We start from the raw sequence: 18,078 nt of genomic DNA on the forward strand, positions 1-18,078 counted from the left end.
AAAGATTGCTTTTTTTTGTACAGGTATTCTAAAAACCCATACCTAGTTCGAAACTAAAACGACTCCCGTCTTCTGATCCAAAGTATGAGAATTTTCCGGTGAATTTGCGAAGTAAAGTTAGCCAGAAGCCTCCACCATACGAAGAGTGCCATTTCCCTGAATCTTCTAAAGGATACCAAACTCTACCATGATCTATTCCTGCAAATACTCCATAGTTTAGTGGTGTGAATGGGTTTTGCAAGCGCCCAAGATCGAAGCGTATATCTGAATATTGATATAGAGACTGTTTTCCTATAAAGCGGTTGTCTCGATATCCTCTAAGTTCTGTCGTGGCTGCCTGAAAAAACTCATACTTGTTAGATGAAAGAGCTTTTCCTTTTATTAAAGTCGCTAATGTGATTCTGTCAGTTAGTTTTATATTTAGTCCGAGACTAGCTGTAGAGTATGCATAGTTCTTCACCGGATCGATTATGTTGATATTCCATCCGGCTGATAAAGAGAACTTAAAGGAAGATAAGGCACCTTTGAACTTCTTATTTATTTCATACTCAGCTCCTGTATTCAGATAGTATCTTGGAGAAAAGATAGAATTTCCATCTTCATATACCTTATTAATGTATCGGTCTCTGTCTTTTGGATTCTTTACTTTATATAGTTCAAAAGATCCGAATACATTTACCGTTTGCACTTTGCTAATATTATAATATAGAGAAGGGCTAATCATGTATTTGCTAATATTTACCCGATTATAGTTCTTCTTCTCTCCTTTATATCCTTTAGTATCGTTTCCAAAGCCGAAAAAGTTAGAGAAATATGCCGGACTGCCAATAAATGCTACTACATGTAAACTCTTTTTCTCATCATAGCTGGGGAATATTCCCTGATAAGTAAAACCATGACTGTAATCGTAGCTTATCTGATGGCGTCTGCTATAAGGGGCTCTTCTGAATCCATATATTGTATATGATAGTGATGTTCCTAGATTCAGCCCCAAATCAGAGTCATATATACCTATCGGGGTGAGTGCTAGTTTTGTGTAGCGGAGTTGACGATAATCGTAATTCATCGCTTCTTCATCGTTCGGAACAATTACTTTAGTTTTCGAGTGTTTATATTTTCTTGTTAGTTCCTCTTTTCTTAAAGATGTCTCGTAAATGGAAACATTGTTACCTGTCTTTATTTGGTAATTGTTATCTCCTTTGCCTCCTATGAGTAAAAGAGGTATGTTTCTTTTAGACTTGCTGACGCTCAAAATGTCATTTCCATCTAAAGGGTAAACCCATATCTCTTTAGTATATTTCCCTCTGTACTCTTTATCCAGCACCAGAATATTGTTGTCTCTGTCATATATTCTTATGCGTAGAGTCTTATTCTTACCTTGCTCTATCAATATACTGTCATTGCTGTTTGTGCCTGTCAATACAGGAGTCTTCTGAATGTGCAGATAGTATTTGGATGCTGTATGCTCCAGATTGTCCCTTCTTTGTTTTAGGTTCTCTTTTAGCTTTTCTGTGCTCTCATTTTGCATTTCTATTGGGAGCGAGGCAAAGGCTTTGTCTATTGTTTTATCAGTTATTGTACTTTTTATAAATCGTGCTTGTTCCAGCCAATTGCTTTCTTTGCTGTTTTGAGTAATGGCTATATCCTGAGCGTAGGCTAGTTTGTTAAATTTTTCCACCTTGTTCAATTCCTTGTCGTAATTGGTAATAAATCCCAGTCCCAACATATTTAGCAATTCTTTGAATAGTGCGCCATCTACCTTGGAGAATGCGTGACTTCTGTCGTATACGTGTGGTGTATAGATTGTTGAGTCTCCCTTTGATGAAGGTAGCCAGTACCAGTTCTCCGAAACTTTATTCCAGTCTCCGATCAGCATGTCGAATAAACGGGTGCGGATATACAGTTTTTGATCTACTTTATATTTTTTGTCATTTTGTATATTGAATAATAAAGTATCAATGCCATGCAGAACATCTTTACTTTTCGTCTTAGGTAGTTTAGCTATACTCGCAAGTTTGTTCTTTACGAGACTACCGTCAGCTATTGTGTCAGATTCAATACCGCCGGTAACAAATAGTATTTCCGGATTTGTAGAGCTTATGTTAATTGATTTTGCTAATCTGTCGGAGACCGTGATCATATACGGATGTATTATTGTGTATGCCTCCATAATGAAGTCGTTGAGATAGGTGTCTTTAAAGTCCTCTTTTTTGTAGATATCTGTAAAGAATTTTGATTCGAGAAAGCTCGAAGAACCGCCCAGAGGCTTTAGTAAATAAGGTTGCTTATATTTGTTGGTTAATATAATGGCGTGTAGAGATGGTATTTGTTGTACAATATCTAATCCACCAAACAGAGAGTTTAACGATACTGCTTTAGTCGTAACAGGCTCATAATATAAGTGTGAGTAATGTTTGCCCCAAGCCCAGTTGTAGAAAGCTCCATGTCTCTTTTGCTTACCTTGATAAAGAGGTTTTTTTATATTCTTTCCCAGTTGTATTACTATAGAATCTTCATAGGTATCTTGTGCCCTCATTTTTAGAGGAGCTAAGATGCAGCTAAGAATACAAAAGCTTGCGATAAGTTGTCTTGCGTAAAAGTTCAAATTTTTCTTTTTCTATAATTAACAGTAAAATTATGAAAAAGATCATTTCTATATCGATAAAGTATATAAAAAGTTGATATATACTATATGGCTTCCGCTGAGTAAGATGAATTTGCCGTTTATTTTATGACAGTATCCTGTTAATTTTATCTATAAAGAAAATATCCTTTGTCGAATAATGTTAAAAGCGATAAACAGAGAAAGAATGAAAAGTGTACAACTTTGTCAGTTTTTAGTTAAAATTATGGTTGGGCGAAAGTTGATAGAATGATTGTTAAAAGTAAAGTCATTCTTTGATTTCTATGAATATTCAATATTTACGATTATTTTTATACCTTTCTAATGTCAAGGACTAATTTTAGTATTATGAAAATAAAAGAAATATTACACGCCATAGAGCTTATAGCTCCTATTCCTTTACAGGAAGGGTTCGATAATAGTGGAATTCAGATAGGAGATATAGGGCAGGAGGCTAAAGGTGCTGTTGTTTGTATCGATGTAACAGAAGCTGTGGTAGATGAGGCTATCGCTCTGGGTTGTAATCTGATAATATCTCACCATCCATTGATGTTTAAGAGCCTTAAATCTCTCACCGGACGGAACTATATTGAGCGTTGTGTAATAAAGGCGTGTAAGCATGACATCGTTATTTATGCTGCACATACTAATCTGGATAATGCTCACCAAGGTATCAACCGTTATCTGGCAGAAATGCTCAACTTGCAGCATGTAAGGATATTGGAGCCGCAAAAAGAAAAATTGCTTAAGCTGGTTACTTTTGTTCCTTATTCCCATGCCGATTTAGTGAGAAGTACTCTGTTTGGTATTGGAGCCGGAAGTATAGGTAATTACGATTGGTGCAGCTATAATATAAAAGGAGAAGGTACCTTTAGGGCAGGAGAAAATACAAACCCATTTGTAGGAGATAAAAACGAATTGCATACCGAGCCGGAAGTTCGTATAGAGATGGTACTGCCTGCATTTAAAAGAGGTGAGGCTTTACGTGCTTTGATCTCGGTACATCCTTATGAAGAGCCCGCATATGACTTTTATGCTTTAGAAAATCTTTGGGAACAGGCCGGTAGTGGTGTTGTAGGCACTCTGCCCGAAGAGCTGGAAGAAGAAGACTTTTTGTATTTGCTGAAAGATACATTTCACCTGAAAACGATACAGTATTCAGCATTGAGAGGGAAGCCCGTACGGGATGTCGCCTTGTGTAGTGGAAGTGGAGCATTTCTTATTCCTAAGGCAATCTCTTATAGTGCAGATGTGTTTATAACCGGAGAGGCAAAATATAACGACTACTATGATGTAGAGGATAAACTGCTTCTTGCTGTAGTGGGGCATTATGAGTCCGAGATTTTTACAAAGAATATCTTTTTTGATATAATTTCAAAAAAATATCCTACCTTTGCGGTATATATGTCAGGGTTTGATGTAAATCCTGTCAACTATTTATAAACAGAGGTGATTTACTCCCTGCGTTTATGGATGATGTAGTAAGAAGATAGTTCTTGAATAGCTATTTGATTACTGCATTTTTTTATTATTAGGATTATAGTATAATAATTAAATATCAATAAGTATGGCTAAAAAACAATCAGACAAAGAAATCGCAGTAGAGGATAAGCTGAAAACTCTTTATGCGCTGCAACAGAAGTTGTCAGAGATAGATAATATTAAGATTCTACGTGGAGAACTTCCTCTTGAGGTTGCAGACCTTGAAGATGAAATAATCGGCTTAGAAACTCGTATAAAAAAATATGAGACTGAGCTGAAAGAGGCAGATACAGCTGTTTCTCATCAGAAACAAAAAGCTAAAGACAGTACATTGAAAATTGAGAAATATAAAGAGCAATTAGATAATGTGCGCAACAATAGAGAGTTTGATCATTTGAGTAAAGAAATTGAATTTGAAACTCTTGAGATAGAATTGTCCGAAAAACGTGTTCGTGAATTTACTCAGGAGTCAAAAAACTTAGGAGAGCAGGTTGAAAAAAGTAAAGCTTTTTTAGAAGATCGTTCAGCAGATTTAGCACAGAAAAAAGAAGAGCTTGATAGTATCGTCTCTGAGACCAAACAACAGGAAGAGCAGTTGAGAGAAGAAGTTAAGGGTATTGAGGCAGATGTAGAGCCTCGCTTATTGACGGCATTCAAACGTATTCGTAAAAGTGCCCGTAATGGATTAGCTCTTGTTTGTATCGAACGTGGTGCATGTGGAGGTTGTTTCAATAAAATTCCACCACAAAAGCAAATGGATATAAAAATAGGGAAGAAGATTATAGTATGTGAATACTGTGGACGTATTATGATAGACCCGGAACTTATAGGTGCTGAATAAATTATAATTTTTCTAAAATAGATTATAGCCGAAAAATATATTTTTCGGCTATTTTTTTTGCTTTTTATAATGAACTTTATTATATTGTTGTTCGTTTATCTTTATGTGAAATTGCAAAAAGGAAATTTTTTTGGATTTTGTAAAATATTAATATTCTTATTGTTAATTATTTATGATTTAAAAAGGAAAACTTTATTGTTTGTTGATAAAATGATCTTGCAAAATTTGTTTCATCTTTACTTATTCAGTAATATTGCATGTAAATCTGAATACATAGACTTTGCAAGAATTAAAATATCTAAAATATAATTTAAATGGAACAGAATATTTACACTTTTGATGAAGCTTATAACGCTGCATTAGATTACTTTAACGGCGATGAATTAGCTGCTAAGGTATGGGTGAATAAATATGCCTTGAAGGATGCCTCAGGGAAGATTTATGAGCGTTCACCTGAAGATATGCACTGGCGCTTGGCTAACGAAATAGGACGAGTTGAGTCTAAGTATAAAAATGGATTGACAAGCAAAGAGCTATATGACTTGTTCGATCATTTTAAATATATCGTACCACAAGGAAGTCCTATGACTGGGATTGGGAACGAATTTCAGATAGCCTCACTATCTAACTGTTTTGTTATTGGTCTTGATGGACCCTCCGATTCTTATGGTGCAATTATACGCATAGATGAAGAGCAGGTGCAGTTAATGAAGCGTCGTGGAGGTGTAGGACATGATTTGTCTCATATTCGTCCAAAAGGTTCTCCTGTTAAGAACTCAGCGTTGACTTCTACGGGCTTAGTTCCTTTCATGGAGAGATATTCTAACTCTACGCGAGAAGTGGCTCAGGATGGTCGCCGTGGTGCATTGATGTTGAGTGTAAGTATTAAACATCCCGATTCAGAGTCTTTCATCGATGCCAAGATGGTGGAAGGGAAAGTAACAGGTGCAAATGTTTCCGTAAGGGTAGATGATACCTTTATGCAAGCCGTTGTCGATAGTTCTGTATATACTCAGCAATATCCCATCGATTCAAAGAAGCCTACAACTGTAAAAGATATTGATGCTACTCAACTTTGGCGAAAAATTGTACATAATGCATGGAAATCGGCAGAGCCGGGAGTCCTATTTTGGGATACGATAATAAAAGAGTCTGTTCCGGATTGTTATGCTGATCTTGGATTCAGAACAATATCAACTAACCCTTGTGGCGAGATACCTCTTTGTCCGTATGATAGTTGTCGTTTGTTGGCGATCAATCTATATTCTTATGTAGTCAATCCGTTTAAAAAAGATGCTTATTTTGACTTTGAGTTATTCAAAAAGCATGTAGCGCTGGCTCAGCGTATAATGGATGATATTATTGATCTTGAGACAGAGAAAATAGATAAAATCTTGTCAAAAATAGATGAAGATCCTGAAACGGATGAGGTGAGATGGCCGGAAAGACACCTTTGGGAAAAGATTCGTAAAAAGACATTGCAAGGTCGTCGTACAGGAGTTGGTATTACTGCCGAGGGAGATATGATTGCTGCTATGGGCTTTCGTTATGGTACTGAAGAAGCTACTGCGTTTGCTGAAGAAGTACATCGTGTATTGGCTTTGGCTGCTTACCGATCGTCTGTAGACTTGGCTAAGGAACGGGGTGCTTTTGAAATATTCGATTTCAAACGCGAGAAAGACAATCCTTTCATTAATCGTTTGGCCGAGGCCGATCCTCAACTGCTGAAAGATATGGAGAAATATGGACGTCGAAATATTGCATGTCTTACAGTTGCTCCTACCGGAACTACCAGTTTGATGACTCAGTCTACATCAGGTATCGAGCCTGTCTTTATGCCTGTATATAAGCGTCGCCGTAAGGTAAATCCCAACGATAAGGAAGTGCGGGTTGATTTTGTGGATGAGAATGGCGATTCGTGGGAAGAGTATATTGTATTCCATCACAAATTTGTGACTTGGATGGAAAGTAAAGGATACCCGACATCTAAAAAATACACCAACGAAGAAGTGGAAACCATGGTTGCAGAATCTCCATACTACAAAGCTACATCTAATGATGTTGATTGGTTGGAGAAAGTAAAGATGCAAGGGCGTATCCAAAAATGGGTAGACCATTCTATTAGTGTAACGATAAACTTACCTGCCGATGTCTCGGAAGACTTAGTGAATGACCTTTATATAGAAGCGTGGAAGAGTGGATGTAAAGGTTGTACCGTTTATCGTGATGGTTCGCGTGCAGGCGTACTTGTTGCTGCTGATGATAAATCTAAGAAAGAAGAAGATAATTGCGATGACTGCTATGAACGTCCGGCCATAGTGCCTACACGTCCTCGTGAATTGGAAGCTGACGTTATTAAATTCCAGAATAATAAAGAAAAGTGGATTGCTTTTATCGGGCTGTTGGATGGTCGTCCATATGAGGTCTTTACCGGTATTGCAGATGACGATGAAGGACTTGTCTTACCTAAGAATGTAAATCATGGTGCCATTATCAAGACTGTAAATGATGAAGGTGAGCGCTCATATGACTTCCAGTTTAAGAATAAGAGAGGCTATAAAACAACAATAGAAGGACTGAATGATAAATTCAATCCGGAATTTTGGAACTATGCTAAACTTATCTCTGGAGTACTTCGTTATGGTATGCCTATAGATCAGGTAGTTAAATTGGTGCAAGGACTCGAACTGAATAGTGAGACAATCAACACATGGAAGAATGGTGTTGAACGGGCGCTGAAAAAATACCTGCCTAACGAAACCGAGGCTAAAGGACAGAAATGTCCGGTGTGTGGTCTCGAAACGTTGATATATCAGGAAGGGTGTATGAAGTGTACCAATTGTGGAGCATCTAAATGCGGATAATGTAATACAAATATTATGATATGAGTGGGAGTGGCTTTTGTCACTCCCGCTTTTGTCTTATCTTTGTCGCAAATATTAAAAAGCCGAGACACTATGATGACAGTAACTGTAGAAGAGCGACACCTTATAGAAGAGATCATATCTAAGAACAAGGTCTGCTATGTAGGGATGATTACCACAGAGGGATTACCTTATGTCATTCCTATGAATTTTGGGTATAAAAACGATGTTCTGTTTTTGCATTCGGCTCAGGAGGGCAATAGTGTTACTTCGTTGGAGAACAACCCAAATGTATGTATAACCTTCTGTACCGAGCCTACTCTTACTTATCAGAATGAAGAGGTCGCATGTAGCTACCGCATGAAGGGTAGTAGTGTTATCTGTAGAGGTAAAGTCGTATTTGAAGAAGATTTCGACAAAAAGGTCGAAGCCTTGAATATTATAATGAAACAATATACAGACAGGTCTTTTACTTACTCTGTTCCGGCTGTAAATAATGTAAGGGTATGGAAAGTCGAAATAGAAGATATTTCTACCAAGGTGTTTGGTGTTCCTCACCCCAATTCTCGCAATTATAAGGATAAGCTAGAGTTTTAGGCCTGTGTTTTATTATGTCAAATGATTTATAGCCAGATATTTCCAGAGAGGAGCTGCTTGGACAGCCTGTTTGATACCGTCTTTGCTAAGTAACTCGATCAACTCCTTCAGTGTTAGTAAGTGAACTGTAATATCCTCAGTAGCTTCCAAATTTTGTTCTGAAACTTTTTCTACATCGGTGGCTACAAAGCAATAAGTCATATTAGTATGCGTACCCGGATTGACCGAAAATTCCGAAAATAGTTCCCAGTTACCCTTACTGTAACCTGTTTCTTCGAGCAATTCACGTTTGGCAGATACAAGAGGTGATTCGTCTTCTTTCTCACAGACTCCTGCGCATAGTTCCATTGCTGTATAGCCTAGGCCATGTCTGTATTGTCGTATAAGAACAAACTCCTTATCCTTAGTAATGGCAATAATGTTTACCCAATCAGGATAGTCAAGGATGTAATAGTCCGGTATTTCATTTCCATTCGGAAGTTGCACATGTTCTCTGCGAATAGTTAACCATGGTTCTTGAAACAAGTACTCACTTTTTAGTACTTTCCATGCTTTATCATCTTTTTTTGTCATTCTATATTTATTTTCAAGGTAATTTGATTTTAACTAAAAAGTAACGAAAGTAACATTTTCATATAGTTTTTGTTATGTTGCATTTCTTCTTTTCCTTCAGTCTTGTTCTATATAGTATATAGATAATCGAATCCTTATTTCTCTAATACGACCATATCCATCACTACTTTTTGTATAGGTTTGTCTCTGCCGTTTGTTTCTACATTTTGTATTTTGTCTACCACATCCATTCCTTCTATAACTTCACCAAATACTGTATATTCACCATCCAAAAAAGGTGTACCTCCCTTCGTTTTGTAAAACTCGCGCTGACTTTCGCTATATCTTGTTTCAGCTTTTCTGCTTTCCGCTTCTTTGATAGCCTGTGCCTGCCACTCGTTTCTTAGTTCCGTGATTTTCTCTTTATTACCTTCTTTGTACAATGTCTTTATCACCTCTTTGTTGTCAGATTGTATGTCGTTGTAAATTTGCTGTTTCAATCGTTCGAAACGTTTTTTCTCTAGGTTGTTTAATTCTTCATCAAATATTAGTTCACCCGTTACGATGTAGAATTGCGATATGCTGGAAGCCTTTGTCGGATTTTCCGAATCGCCCCATCTTGCAGCAGCTAGTGCTCCACGTTTGTGATAATAGAGGGGGAATTTTATTTCGGCAGAGATTGTGTCTCCTATCGTCTTTTCTTCAGACAGAGAGTCGGCATCATTTTTCGTTCTTAGATCACCTCCCTGTATCATAAAATCTTTTATAACCCGATGGAATATTAAATCTTTGTAAAAACCTTCTTCGGCTTTCTTTAGGAAATTATCCCTGTGTATTGGTGTTTTGTTATACAGTCTTACTTTAATGTTTCCATAGTTTGTTTTAATCAGTACTATAGGATCTTTGGGTTTGTTGCTACACATAGTTGTTAATAATATTATAGGGAGTATAATCCACAAATTTCTCATAATTGATATCTTTAAATAGATAGCAAATGTAATTCTTTTTTGGGTGAAACAATCGTTTTACCGATTCCTGTAAAATACAATTTTAACTAAAACCTGACAAACTTGTACACTATTTTCCTCATTTAATTAATTATTCAATCCTCTTAGCTTCGCTTAAGCCTCCCTTCGTCAGGAGGGCTTTTATAGATAAACTTTTATTACCCTTATGGTAAGCAACAGGTGATTTGCATTGTACTTTGTGTTTCTTTTCCTTTGTTGCAGGAAATAATAAATGTACAACACATAATCAGTGTATAGATTCTGTAAAACTCTGTGTTTGTTTCATGGTTTTTATTTTTTAGTGAAAGTAATATGTTTTATTAAAGGTTTAATAACTCTTTTTTCCATAACCATTAACAAACTATTTTTATAGAATAGCTTTGACATGTCTATCTTTATATCTTTCAAAAGAATTGTATTATAGAATAACACTTTTATTATTTCGTAAAATATACTAGATTTGCATTATATAAACAGAAGTCAAATTCTAATCGTCTACACCTAGGTTACAACTTGCGTTGACATTTGGTTTAGGTGTAAAACAAATAGTTTTACGAACTTTAAAAACGAAATATAGTGAAATACGGAAGAATACTACTCAAGCTCAGTGGAGAATCCCTGATGGGAGGACAACAATATGGAATAGATGTAAATCGCCTTAACGAATATGCTACTCAAATAAAAACAGTTGTGGATATGGGTGTGCAAGTGAGTATCGTTATTGGAGGAGGAAATATCTTTCGTGGGCTTAGTGGAGCTTCTAAAGGCTATGATAGAGTAAAAGGCGATCAGATGGGAATGCTGGCAACCGTAATCAATAGTCTGGCTCTAAGCTCGGCTTTGGTTGCAATCGGGCAAAAAGCAAGAGTGCTTACAGCCATCCGCATGGAGCCTATTGGTGAAATATATAGTAAATGGAAGGCAATAGAAGCCATGGAAAATGGAGAAGTTGCTATTCTGTCTTGTGGTACAGGTAATCCGTTTTTTACTACCGATACGGGCTCTTCGCTTCGTGGAGTTGAGATAGAGGCCGATGCTATGCTTAAGGGTACGCGTGTAGATGGTATTTATACAGCCGATCCGGAGAAAGATCCTACAGCTACAAAATTTGATACTATTTCTTACGATGAAGTTTATAGTCGAGGGTTGAAAGTGATGGATATGACAGCAACGGTAATGTGTAAAGAAAATAATTTGCCTATTGTTGTTTTTGATATGGATACTCCCGGCAACTTAGAAAGGTTGATGAAAGGAGAGAACATCGGTACATATGTACATGCATAAAATAAAAAACTAGAAATATTAATATAAAGTCTACTAAAAATGGCAGCAGACCTAAAACAAATTGAACAAAAGGCAGAAGCGAAAATGCAATCATCTGTCGAATTCTTGGATGAAACATTGGTGCGCATACGCGCAGGCAAAGCCAATCCACACATCCTTGATGGTATTAAATTAGAATATTACGGAACTATTACTCCTCTGAGTGGTGTAGCAGCTATCAATACACCCGATGCCCGAACTATAATTATTCAGCCATGGGAAAAACAGATGATAAAAGAGGTTGAAAAAGCTATATTGAATTCTGATGTGGGCATCACACCGGACAACAATGGAGAGGTTATTCGTCTTACTATACCTCCGCTTACAGAAGAGCGCCGCAAGCAGCTAGTGAAGCAGGCTAAACAAGAGGCTGAAGATGCAAAAGTAAGCATACGCAATGCTCGCCGTGATGCAATAGACTCTATTAAAAAGTCTGTGAAAGACGGTGTTGCCGAAGATGTGGCAAAAGACGCAGAAAACAATATGCAAAAAGTTCATGATAAATATATCAAGAAAATAGATGAAGTTTTTGCTGCAAAAGAAAAAGAAATATTGACAGTATAAAGCAATATACCAATGGATTATATGCCAATATGCCGATAAGCAGATATTTCTCTGTATTGGCACATTGGCACATTTGTATATTACACATTGATAGATGGATGGTCTTGTAATAAAAAATACAGGTAGTTGGTATCAGGTTCGTACCGATGACGGGCGTGATATAGAGTGTAAGATAAAAGGTAACTTTCGTCTTAAAGGTATACGCAGTACAAATCCTATTGCAGTAGGTGATAGAGTATCTATCATAGAAAACAATGAAGGTACTGCTCTGATAACGGAAATAGAAGACCGTAGAAACTATATTATCCGTCGCTCTTCCAACTTGTCTAAGCAATCCCACATTATTGCGGCCAATGTAGATATGTGTTTTCTTATAGTTACTATAAACCATCCTGTAACATCGACAGTCTTTATAGATCGATTTTTAGCTTCGGCTGAGGCATATCAGGTTCCTGTTAGTTTACTATTTAATAAAACGGATATATATACAGAGGACGAGATCGAGTATATGGATGCTCTCATAGGTATGTATGAATATATAGGCTATCCGTGTATAAAAATATCGGCGCTACATAAGGAAGGCTTACATTCTTTACAAGATAGAATCAAAGGAAAAGTAACTCTCTTTTCCGGACATTCGGGTGTGGGTAAATCTACACTCATAAACTCTCTTATACCTCATGCTGCTCTTAAAACCGGGGCTATCTCTGGTTACCATGGAAAAGGAATGCATACGACAACTTTTTCTGAAATGATAGAATTGCCCGAAGGTGGATTTATTATCGACACTCCCGGTATTAAAGGGTTTGGAACAGTATCTATGGAAAAGAATGAAATATTTCATTTCTTTCCCGATATATTCAAATTTTCCAAAGATTGTCGCTTCAATAATTGCATCCATATCAATGAACCGGGCTGTGCAGTACGTGATGCTGTCGAAAATCACTATATAAGTGAAAGCCGCTATAAGTCATATCTAAGTATGATGGAGGAGGATATAGACGAGAAGTACAGGAAATAGATATTCTACACAAACTTGATGAGATTACAAATTAAGGATAATAATTTTTGCCTTGATATATAGATTTTTATTTTAACTTTGAAACTACAGATTTATACATACCTGTATGGAACCAATGGAAACAGCAAGTAATGTAATCCTTATTTTCCAAATCCTGTATGTGGCTACAGCCTTGGGAACGATGATTGTCGTTATTTCGGAAAATAGGAATCCCCTGAAAACTATTTCATGGGTGCTTGTTCTGTTGCTTCTGCCTTTGGTTGGCCTTATTATTTATTACTTTTTTGGAGAGGATAGTCGTAAGCAGCGTCTTATATCTCATAAGATGTATAAAAAGCTCAATCGTCGTTCCATTGGGCGTAAAGAGCTGATGGAAACACTTAATCCTCCCGTTGAGCATAAAGGACTAGTCAGCTTGCTTAATCGATTGAAAGCATCACCATTGTATGGTGGCACTAATGTTACGTTTTATTCTGATGGAGTCTCAAAATTCGAGGCTTTGTTCAAAGAGATGGAAAAAGCAGAAAAGCATATTCATATCCAATATTACATTTTTTTAGATGATGAAATTGGGTTGAAAACTCGGGATATCCTTGTGCGGAAAGCGTCGGAAGGGGTTGAGGTACGCCTTATATATGATGATGTAGGCTCGTGGAAGGCTAAGCGTAATTTCTTCAAAGATATGCAAACTTGTGGGGTAGAGGTTCAGCCTTTCCTGAAAGTGGCTTTTAAGATTTTAACAAGTAGGGTTAATTACCGTAACCACCGTAAGATTGTTGTAATAGATGGTAAAGTCGGATTTGTTGGAGGAATGAATGTGGCTGACAGATATATAAAAGGCGTTAATAATGGAATATGGCGCGATAGTCATATAAAGGTTGAAGGAAAGGGCGTAGCAGGGCTTCAGACTTCTTTTCTTATCGACTGGTATTCGTCCCGAAAAGAATTTTTGGCCTCTGATTCGTATTATCCCATTCTTGAAAACAAAGGTGATAATCTTATGCAATTGGTTACAAGTGGCCCTGTCGGACAATTTAAAGATATACATCTAGGTATATTGCAGGCCATAACGAATGCTAAAGAATGTGTATATATTCAGACACCATACTTTGTACCTACCGATTCATTACTATTAGCTATTCAAATGGCAGCTATGCGTGGAGTCGATGTGAGGTTAATGTTGCCACGACATTCCGATACTACATTTGTGCATATTGCCTCAATGTCTTTTCTTAAAGAAGTGTTGGACGCCAAGGTGAATGTTTTTTTCTTCGAGGCCGGCTTCTTGCATTCCAAGCTGATGGTTATAGATAGCTCGTTAACTATAACCGGTTCAGCCAATATGGATGTACGAAGCTTTGAACATAATTTTGAGATAGATGCCTTTATTTATAATGAAGAAACGTGTAATAAAGCAAAAGAGATTTTCTTCAGAGATATAGAACAATCCACATTGTTGACTATCGAAGAATGGGAGAAACGTTCCCGTATCGAGAAATTTAAGGAGTCTGTGACGAGATTGTTTTCTCCACTGCTTTAAAAAATAAAATGATGAAAATATATAGATATATAATATTATCAGTCTGTCTCGTTGCAACTGTTGTGGCAAAAACGCAGACAATAAAAGTAAAACTTCCAGCCGAAGCAAATAAAGACTATGTTCTTATTTTAAATAAAGGAATAAAGCAGGACACGATAGTAAAAGGGCATCTTTCCTTTCTAGGGGAAGCTGTTCTTAATATTCCGAAGAAGGATGCAGGGTATATTGGGATGGGTACATTATTGATAAATGAAGGGGCTCATGTCAACTTTATAATTAATAATGAGAACTTTGAAGTAGAGCAAGGGGATGATAAGAAATATCAATTTACACATTCCCGAGAAAACGAGTATCTCTATTCCATTATGCAAAATGGAGCACATCCTACCGATGATACATCCTTATATGCCCCACATTTCGTTGGCTTTATTCGTTATATGCAAGCGTTAAATAGAGTTTCTACAAATAATGTAAGCTTGATGGAAAAGGCAAATGTTAGATCATATGCATTAGATCAGTTAGATATGGATCGTTTATATACAAGTAGTATTTGGTATAATGTGATAGATGGTATTGTACGTTTAGGTCCTGATCAGGAATCTTTTGGTAGTAATATGGTTCAAATAATGAAGCGTATAAAGTCGCAGGAGGTCTTTGAACATTTGGCCGATAATCTTGTTACTATAACAGAACAATATGGATGGGACGACGCTTTTGATATAATAGTTCCATATATTCAAGAGTCTGGGAGAATAGAGTTCCCTCAAGGTAAAATGTATTCGGCTTTTTCTATGGCTAAAGTGAAAAAAGGAACGTATGCTCCTATTATTGATGGGCTTAAGACTCCATTGAAAGGAGCAAAAGCAAATAAAACTTTGCTAGTTTTTTATCAGCCCGACTGTGAGAATTGTCATATTCAGCTAGAAAAATTAATAAAAAATTATTCAAAATTAAACCAAATGGGGGTTCGAGTAGTCTCATTATCGTCAGACCACGAAAAAGAGATGTTTGAAAAAGATGTAAAACGCTTTCCTTGGGCCGAAGAAGATAAATTGTGCGATTATAAAGGGTTTGCAGGTGTGAATTTTATTAATTACGGGATAATGAGTACACCTACTTTCTTCTTATTAGATAAGGATAGCCGTGTAATAAAACGGTATGCTTTATTCGCAGATATTGACTTCTCAAGCGGGATTAGCGAATAAAAAAAGTAGAAAAGGCCAAAATATAGATATTTTATATTTGTATTGGTTAAAAAAAATATATCTTTGTGGCTTGTATGTTTTGTTTGGAGAAACCGGACATCAATTCAATAGAAAAAGAATAAAAGTTTAAAGACAATCTTAATAAGTTAGATTTATTAAGTTTTATATTATATGAGCAAAAAAGTTGCACTCATCACAGGCGTTACAGGACAAGATGGAGCATATCTGTCGGAGTATTTGATAAAAAAGGGCTATACAGTGCATGGCCTTAAAAGGAGATCTTCGCTCTTCAATACAGATCGCATCGACCATCTATATCAGGATCCTCATGACGAAAATAGAAATATGATTCTTCACTATGGCGATATGACCGATAGTATGAATCTTACTCGTATCATTGGAGATATTCAACCTGATGAGATTTATAATCTTGCAGCTATGAGCCATGTGAAAGTGAGTTTCGATACTCCGGAATATACAGCTAATGCAGATGGAATTGGTACTCTTCGTGTGCTGGAGGCGGTTCGTTTGTTAAATCTGACAGATAAAACTCGTATATATCAGGCGTCTACATCTGAGCTTTATGGGTTGGTGCAAGAGATTCCTCAGAAGGAAACAACACCTTTCTACCCTAGAAGCCCATATGCTGTAGCAAAATTATATGCATATTGGATTACTGTAAACTATAGAGAGGCTTATGGTATGCATGCGAGCAATGGGATATTGTTTAATCACGAATCTCCTTTAAGAGGAGAGACTTTTGTAACAAGAAAGGTAACTCGTGCTGTAGCTCGTATTGTACTCAATCTTCAAGATAAGGTTTTCATGGGAAATCTATCCAGCAAGAGAGACTGGGGGCATGCCAAAGACTATATAAAAGCAATGTATCTTATATTGCAACAAGATAAACCGGACGATTATGTTATATCTACAGGTGTGACAACTACTATACGCGATTTCATTAAAATGTCTTTTGCCGAAGTTGGAGTTGAAGTGGATTTTCGCGGTGTTGAAGATAAAGAGGAAGGCTTTATAGTAAATGTTGATGATGATATGTTCGCTAAAAAAGTAGGAGAAGAGCATCTTGCTGCCTTCAAAAAGAGAATAGGAAGTTCTGTTGTTGGTGTTGATCCTGCTTATTTCCGTCCAACAGAAGTTGATATATTGATTGGTGATAATACAAAAGCCCGGACTCAACTGGGTTGGGAACCTACATACGATCTTAAAGCTCTTTGTCAGGATATGGTTGTACATGATCTGGACTTGATGAAAAAAGAAGAGTTTTTGAAAAATGGTGGATATAGGATTTTAAATTACTTTGAGTAAGCTATCAATGATAGATAAAAATGCTAAAATATATATAGCAGGACATCGAGGGCTTGTTGGCTCGGCTATTTTACGAAATCTGCAAAATAAAGGTTATTCAAATTTCGTTTTAAGAACACATGCCGAACTGGATCTTACTAATCAGAACGAAGTTGCTGATTTCTTTCTGAAAGAGAAGCCTGAGTATGTCTTTCTTGCGGCAGCTAAAGTTGGAGGTATTGTTGCAAATAATACCTATAGAGGACAGTTTATATATGAGAATTTGATGATTCAAAATAATGTTATTCATCAATCGTATATGAATAATGTTAAAAAATTAGTATTTTTGGGGAGTTCTTGTATATATCCGAAAGAGGCACCTCAACCAATGGGAGAAGATGCTTTGTTGACAGGGCCTTTAGAATATACAAATGAACCATATGCAATAGCTAAAATTGCAGGCTTGAAAATGTGCGAAAGTTATAACCTTCAATATGGTACAAACTTTATAGCAGTAATGCCTACAAACCTATATGGGCCTAACGATAATTTTAATCTGGAAACTTCCCATGTTTTACCGGCTATGATCCGTAAAATCCATTTAGGTAAATGTTTAGAGGCAAATGAATGGGACACAATAAGAACGGACTTGAACATGCGCCCCATAGAAAATGTTAATGGAGAGTCAACTGAAGAAAGTATTCTTGAGGTTTTATCTAAGTATGGAGTACGCAAAAATACAGAAGGAGTTCAGGTCGAAATATGGGGCTCAGGAAAGCCTATGAGAGAGTTCCTTTGGAGCGATGAAATGGCTGATGCGACAGTTTTTGTTATGGAATCTGTAAACTTTTTTGACTTAACTAATGTTATAGAAAGTAGAGAAATACGAAATACGCATATAAATGTAGGTACTGGCGAAGAAATTTCAATAAAGGATGTCGCTAATTTGATAAAAGGAATTGTTGGTTTTTCTGGCGAATTGTGGTTTAATACCAGCAAGCCCGATGGAACAATGAGGAAATTGTCGGATGTAACTAAGCTTAATCAATTAGGCTGGAAGCATAAAATAGGAATTAATGATGGACTTTATAGAATGTACTCTTGGTACAATAAGTATACAATAGAATAAATAGTGTTTAATTATAATTTAAAAG

The 18,078-nt window shown here is 36.6% G+C and carries 14 protein-coding genes; 11 read left to right on the forward strand and 3 right to left on the reverse strand.

Annotation, left to right across the window (positions count from 1 at the left end; all coding sequences use genetic code 11):
• Positions 1-28 precede the first annotated feature (28 nt).
• The gene (locus BGC7_RS05530; protein WP_050700574.1) at positions 29-2,536 is read right to left on the reverse strand and encodes a BamA/TamA family outer membrane protein; all 2,508 of its coding nucleotides are present in this window, start codon (positions 2,534-2,536) and stop codon (positions 29-31) included.
• A gap of 432 nt (positions 2,537-2,968) precedes the next feature.
• On the opposite strand from BGC7_RS05530, the gene BGC7_RS05535 reads away from it, so the two are divergent.
• From BGC7_RS05535 to BGC7_RS05555, 4 genes are all read left to right on the forward strand, one after another.
• Positions 2,969-4,066 carry a Nif3-like dinuclear metal center hexameric protein gene (locus BGC7_RS05535; protein WP_050701050.1) on the forward strand — a complete coding sequence of 366 codons (1,098 nt, stop codon included), beginning with the start codon at positions 2,969-2,971 and terminating at the stop codon, positions 4,064-4,066.
• A gap of 118 nt (positions 4,067-4,184) precedes the next feature.
• On the forward strand, positions 4,185-4,946 hold the full coding sequence (locus BGC7_RS05540; protein ID WP_050700575.1) for a zinc ribbon domain-containing protein: 762 nt from the start codon (positions 4,185-4,187) through the stop codon (positions 4,944-4,946).
• A gap of 314 nt (positions 4,947-5,260) precedes the next feature.
• Positions 5,261-7,810 carry an adenosylcobalamin-dependent ribonucleoside-diphosphate reductase gene (locus tag BGC7_RS05550; protein WP_050700577.1) on the forward strand — a complete coding sequence of 850 codons (2,550 nt, stop codon included), beginning with the start codon at positions 5,261-5,263 and terminating at the stop codon, positions 7,808-7,810.
• Between the two features lie 93 nt (positions 7,811-7,903).
• A complete protein-coding gene (locus BGC7_RS05555) occupies positions 7,904-8,407 on the forward strand; it encodes a pyridoxamine 5'-phosphate oxidase family protein (protein WP_050700578.1) in 504 nt (167 codons plus the stop codon).
• Positions 8,408-8,419: 12 nt separating this feature from the next.
• Here the strand turns inward: BGC7_RS05555 and BGC7_RS05560 are convergent, their stop codons facing one another.
• Both BGC7_RS05560 and BGC7_RS05565 read right to left on the reverse strand, forming a co-directional pair.
• Positions 8,420-8,980, reverse strand: a complete 561-nt coding sequence (locus BGC7_RS05560; protein ID WP_050700579.1) for an NUDIX hydrolase — start codon at positions 8,978-8,980, stop codon at positions 8,420-8,422.
• A gap of 134 nt (positions 8,981-9,114) precedes the next feature.
• Positions 9,115-9,927 carry a peptidylprolyl isomerase gene (locus tag BGC7_RS05565; RefSeq protein ID WP_369799073.1) on the reverse strand — a complete coding sequence of 271 codons (813 nt, stop codon included), beginning with the start codon at positions 9,925-9,927 and terminating at the stop codon, positions 9,115-9,117.
• Between the two features lie 612 nt (positions 9,928-10,539).
• On the opposite strand from BGC7_RS05565, the gene pyrH reads away from it, so the two are divergent.
• From pyrH to BGC7_RS05600, 7 genes are all read left to right on the forward strand, one after another.
• Positions 10,540-11,250: a UMP kinase gene (pyrH, locus tag BGC7_RS05570; RefSeq protein WP_050700581.1), complete on the forward strand. Its 711-nt coding sequence runs from the start codon at positions 10,540-10,542 to the stop codon at positions 11,248-11,250.
• Positions 11,251-11,289: 39 nt separating this feature from the next.
• Positions 11,290-11,853: a ribosome recycling factor gene (gene frr / locus BGC7_RS05575; RefSeq protein ID WP_050700582.1), complete on the forward strand. Its 564-nt coding sequence runs from the start codon at positions 11,290-11,292 to the stop codon at positions 11,851-11,853.
• A gap of 94 nt (positions 11,854-11,947) precedes the next feature.
• The gene (gene rsgA / locus BGC7_RS05580) at positions 11,948-12,874 is read left to right on the forward strand and encodes a ribosome small subunit-dependent GTPase A (protein WP_050700583.1); all 927 of its coding nucleotides are present in this window, start codon (positions 11,948-11,950) and stop codon (positions 12,872-12,874) included.
• A 106-nt stretch (positions 12,875-12,980) separates the two neighbouring features.
• The gene (cls, locus tag BGC7_RS05585; protein ID WP_369799074.1) at positions 12,981-14,414 is read left to right on the forward strand and encodes a cardiolipin synthase; all 1,434 of its coding nucleotides are present in this window, start codon (positions 12,981-12,983) and stop codon (positions 14,412-14,414) included.
• An 8-nt stretch (positions 14,415-14,422) separates the two neighbouring features.
• Positions 14,423-15,619 carry a peroxiredoxin family protein gene (locus BGC7_RS05590; protein WP_050700584.1) on the forward strand — a complete coding sequence of 399 codons (1,197 nt, stop codon included), beginning with the start codon at positions 14,423-14,425 and terminating at the stop codon, positions 15,617-15,619.
• A gap of 171 nt (positions 15,620-15,790) precedes the next feature.
• The gene (gene gmd, locus BGC7_RS05595) at positions 15,791-16,945 is read left to right on the forward strand and encodes a GDP-mannose 4,6-dehydratase (protein ID WP_050700585.1); all 1,155 of its coding nucleotides are present in this window, start codon (positions 15,791-15,793) and stop codon (positions 16,943-16,945) included.
• A gap of 10 nt (positions 16,946-16,955) precedes the next feature.
• Positions 16,956-18,053, forward strand: coding sequence for a GDP-L-fucose synthase family protein (locus BGC7_RS05600; RefSeq protein ID WP_185112960.1), 1,098 nt, complete (start codon positions 16,956-16,958; stop codon positions 18,051-18,053).
• The last annotated feature ends 25 nt before the right edge of the window (positions 18,054-18,078 follow it).

Origin of the sequence: Dysgonomonas sp. BGC7 (assembly GCF_001261735.1) — a bacterium.
Taxonomy (GTDB): Bacteria; Bacteroidota; Bacteroidia; order Bacteroidales; family Dysgonomonadaceae; genus Dysgonomonas.

Coding starts and splice junctions, on each gene's coding strand:
- cls (WP_369799074.1), top strand. CDS start 12,981: ATGGAACCAATGGAAACAGCAAGTAATGTAATCCTTATTTTCCAAATC.
- frr (WP_050700582.1), top strand. CDS start 11,290: ATGGCAGCAGACCTAAAACAAATTGAACAAAAGGCAGAAGCGAAAATG.
- rsgA (WP_050700583.1), top strand. CDS start 11,948: ATGGATGGTCTTGTAATAAAAAATACAGGTAGTTGGTATCAGGTTCGT.
- gmd (WP_050700585.1), top strand. CDS start 15,791: ATGAGCAAAAAAGTTGCACTCATCACAGGCGTTACAGGACAAGATGGA.
- BGC7_RS05565 (WP_369799073.1), bottom strand. CDS start 9,927: ATGAGAAATTTGTGGATTATACTCCCTATAATATTATTAACAACTATG.
- BGC7_RS05530 (WP_050700574.1), bottom strand. CDS start 2,536: ATGAGGGCACAAGATACCTATGAAGATTCTATAGTAATACAACTGGGA.
- BGC7_RS05550 (WP_050700577.1), top strand. CDS start 5,261: ATGGAACAGAATATTTACACTTTTGATGAAGCTTATAACGCTGCATTA.
- BGC7_RS05555 (WP_050700578.1), top strand. CDS start 7,904: ATGATGACAGTAACTGTAGAAGAGCGACACCTTATAGAAGAGATCATA.
- BGC7_RS05560 (WP_050700579.1), bottom strand. CDS start 8,980: ATGACAAAAAAAGATGATAAAGCATGGAAAGTACTAAAAAGTGAGTAC.
- BGC7_RS05590 (WP_050700584.1), top strand. CDS start 14,423: ATGATGAAAATATATAGATATATAATATTATCAGTCTGTCTCGTTGCA.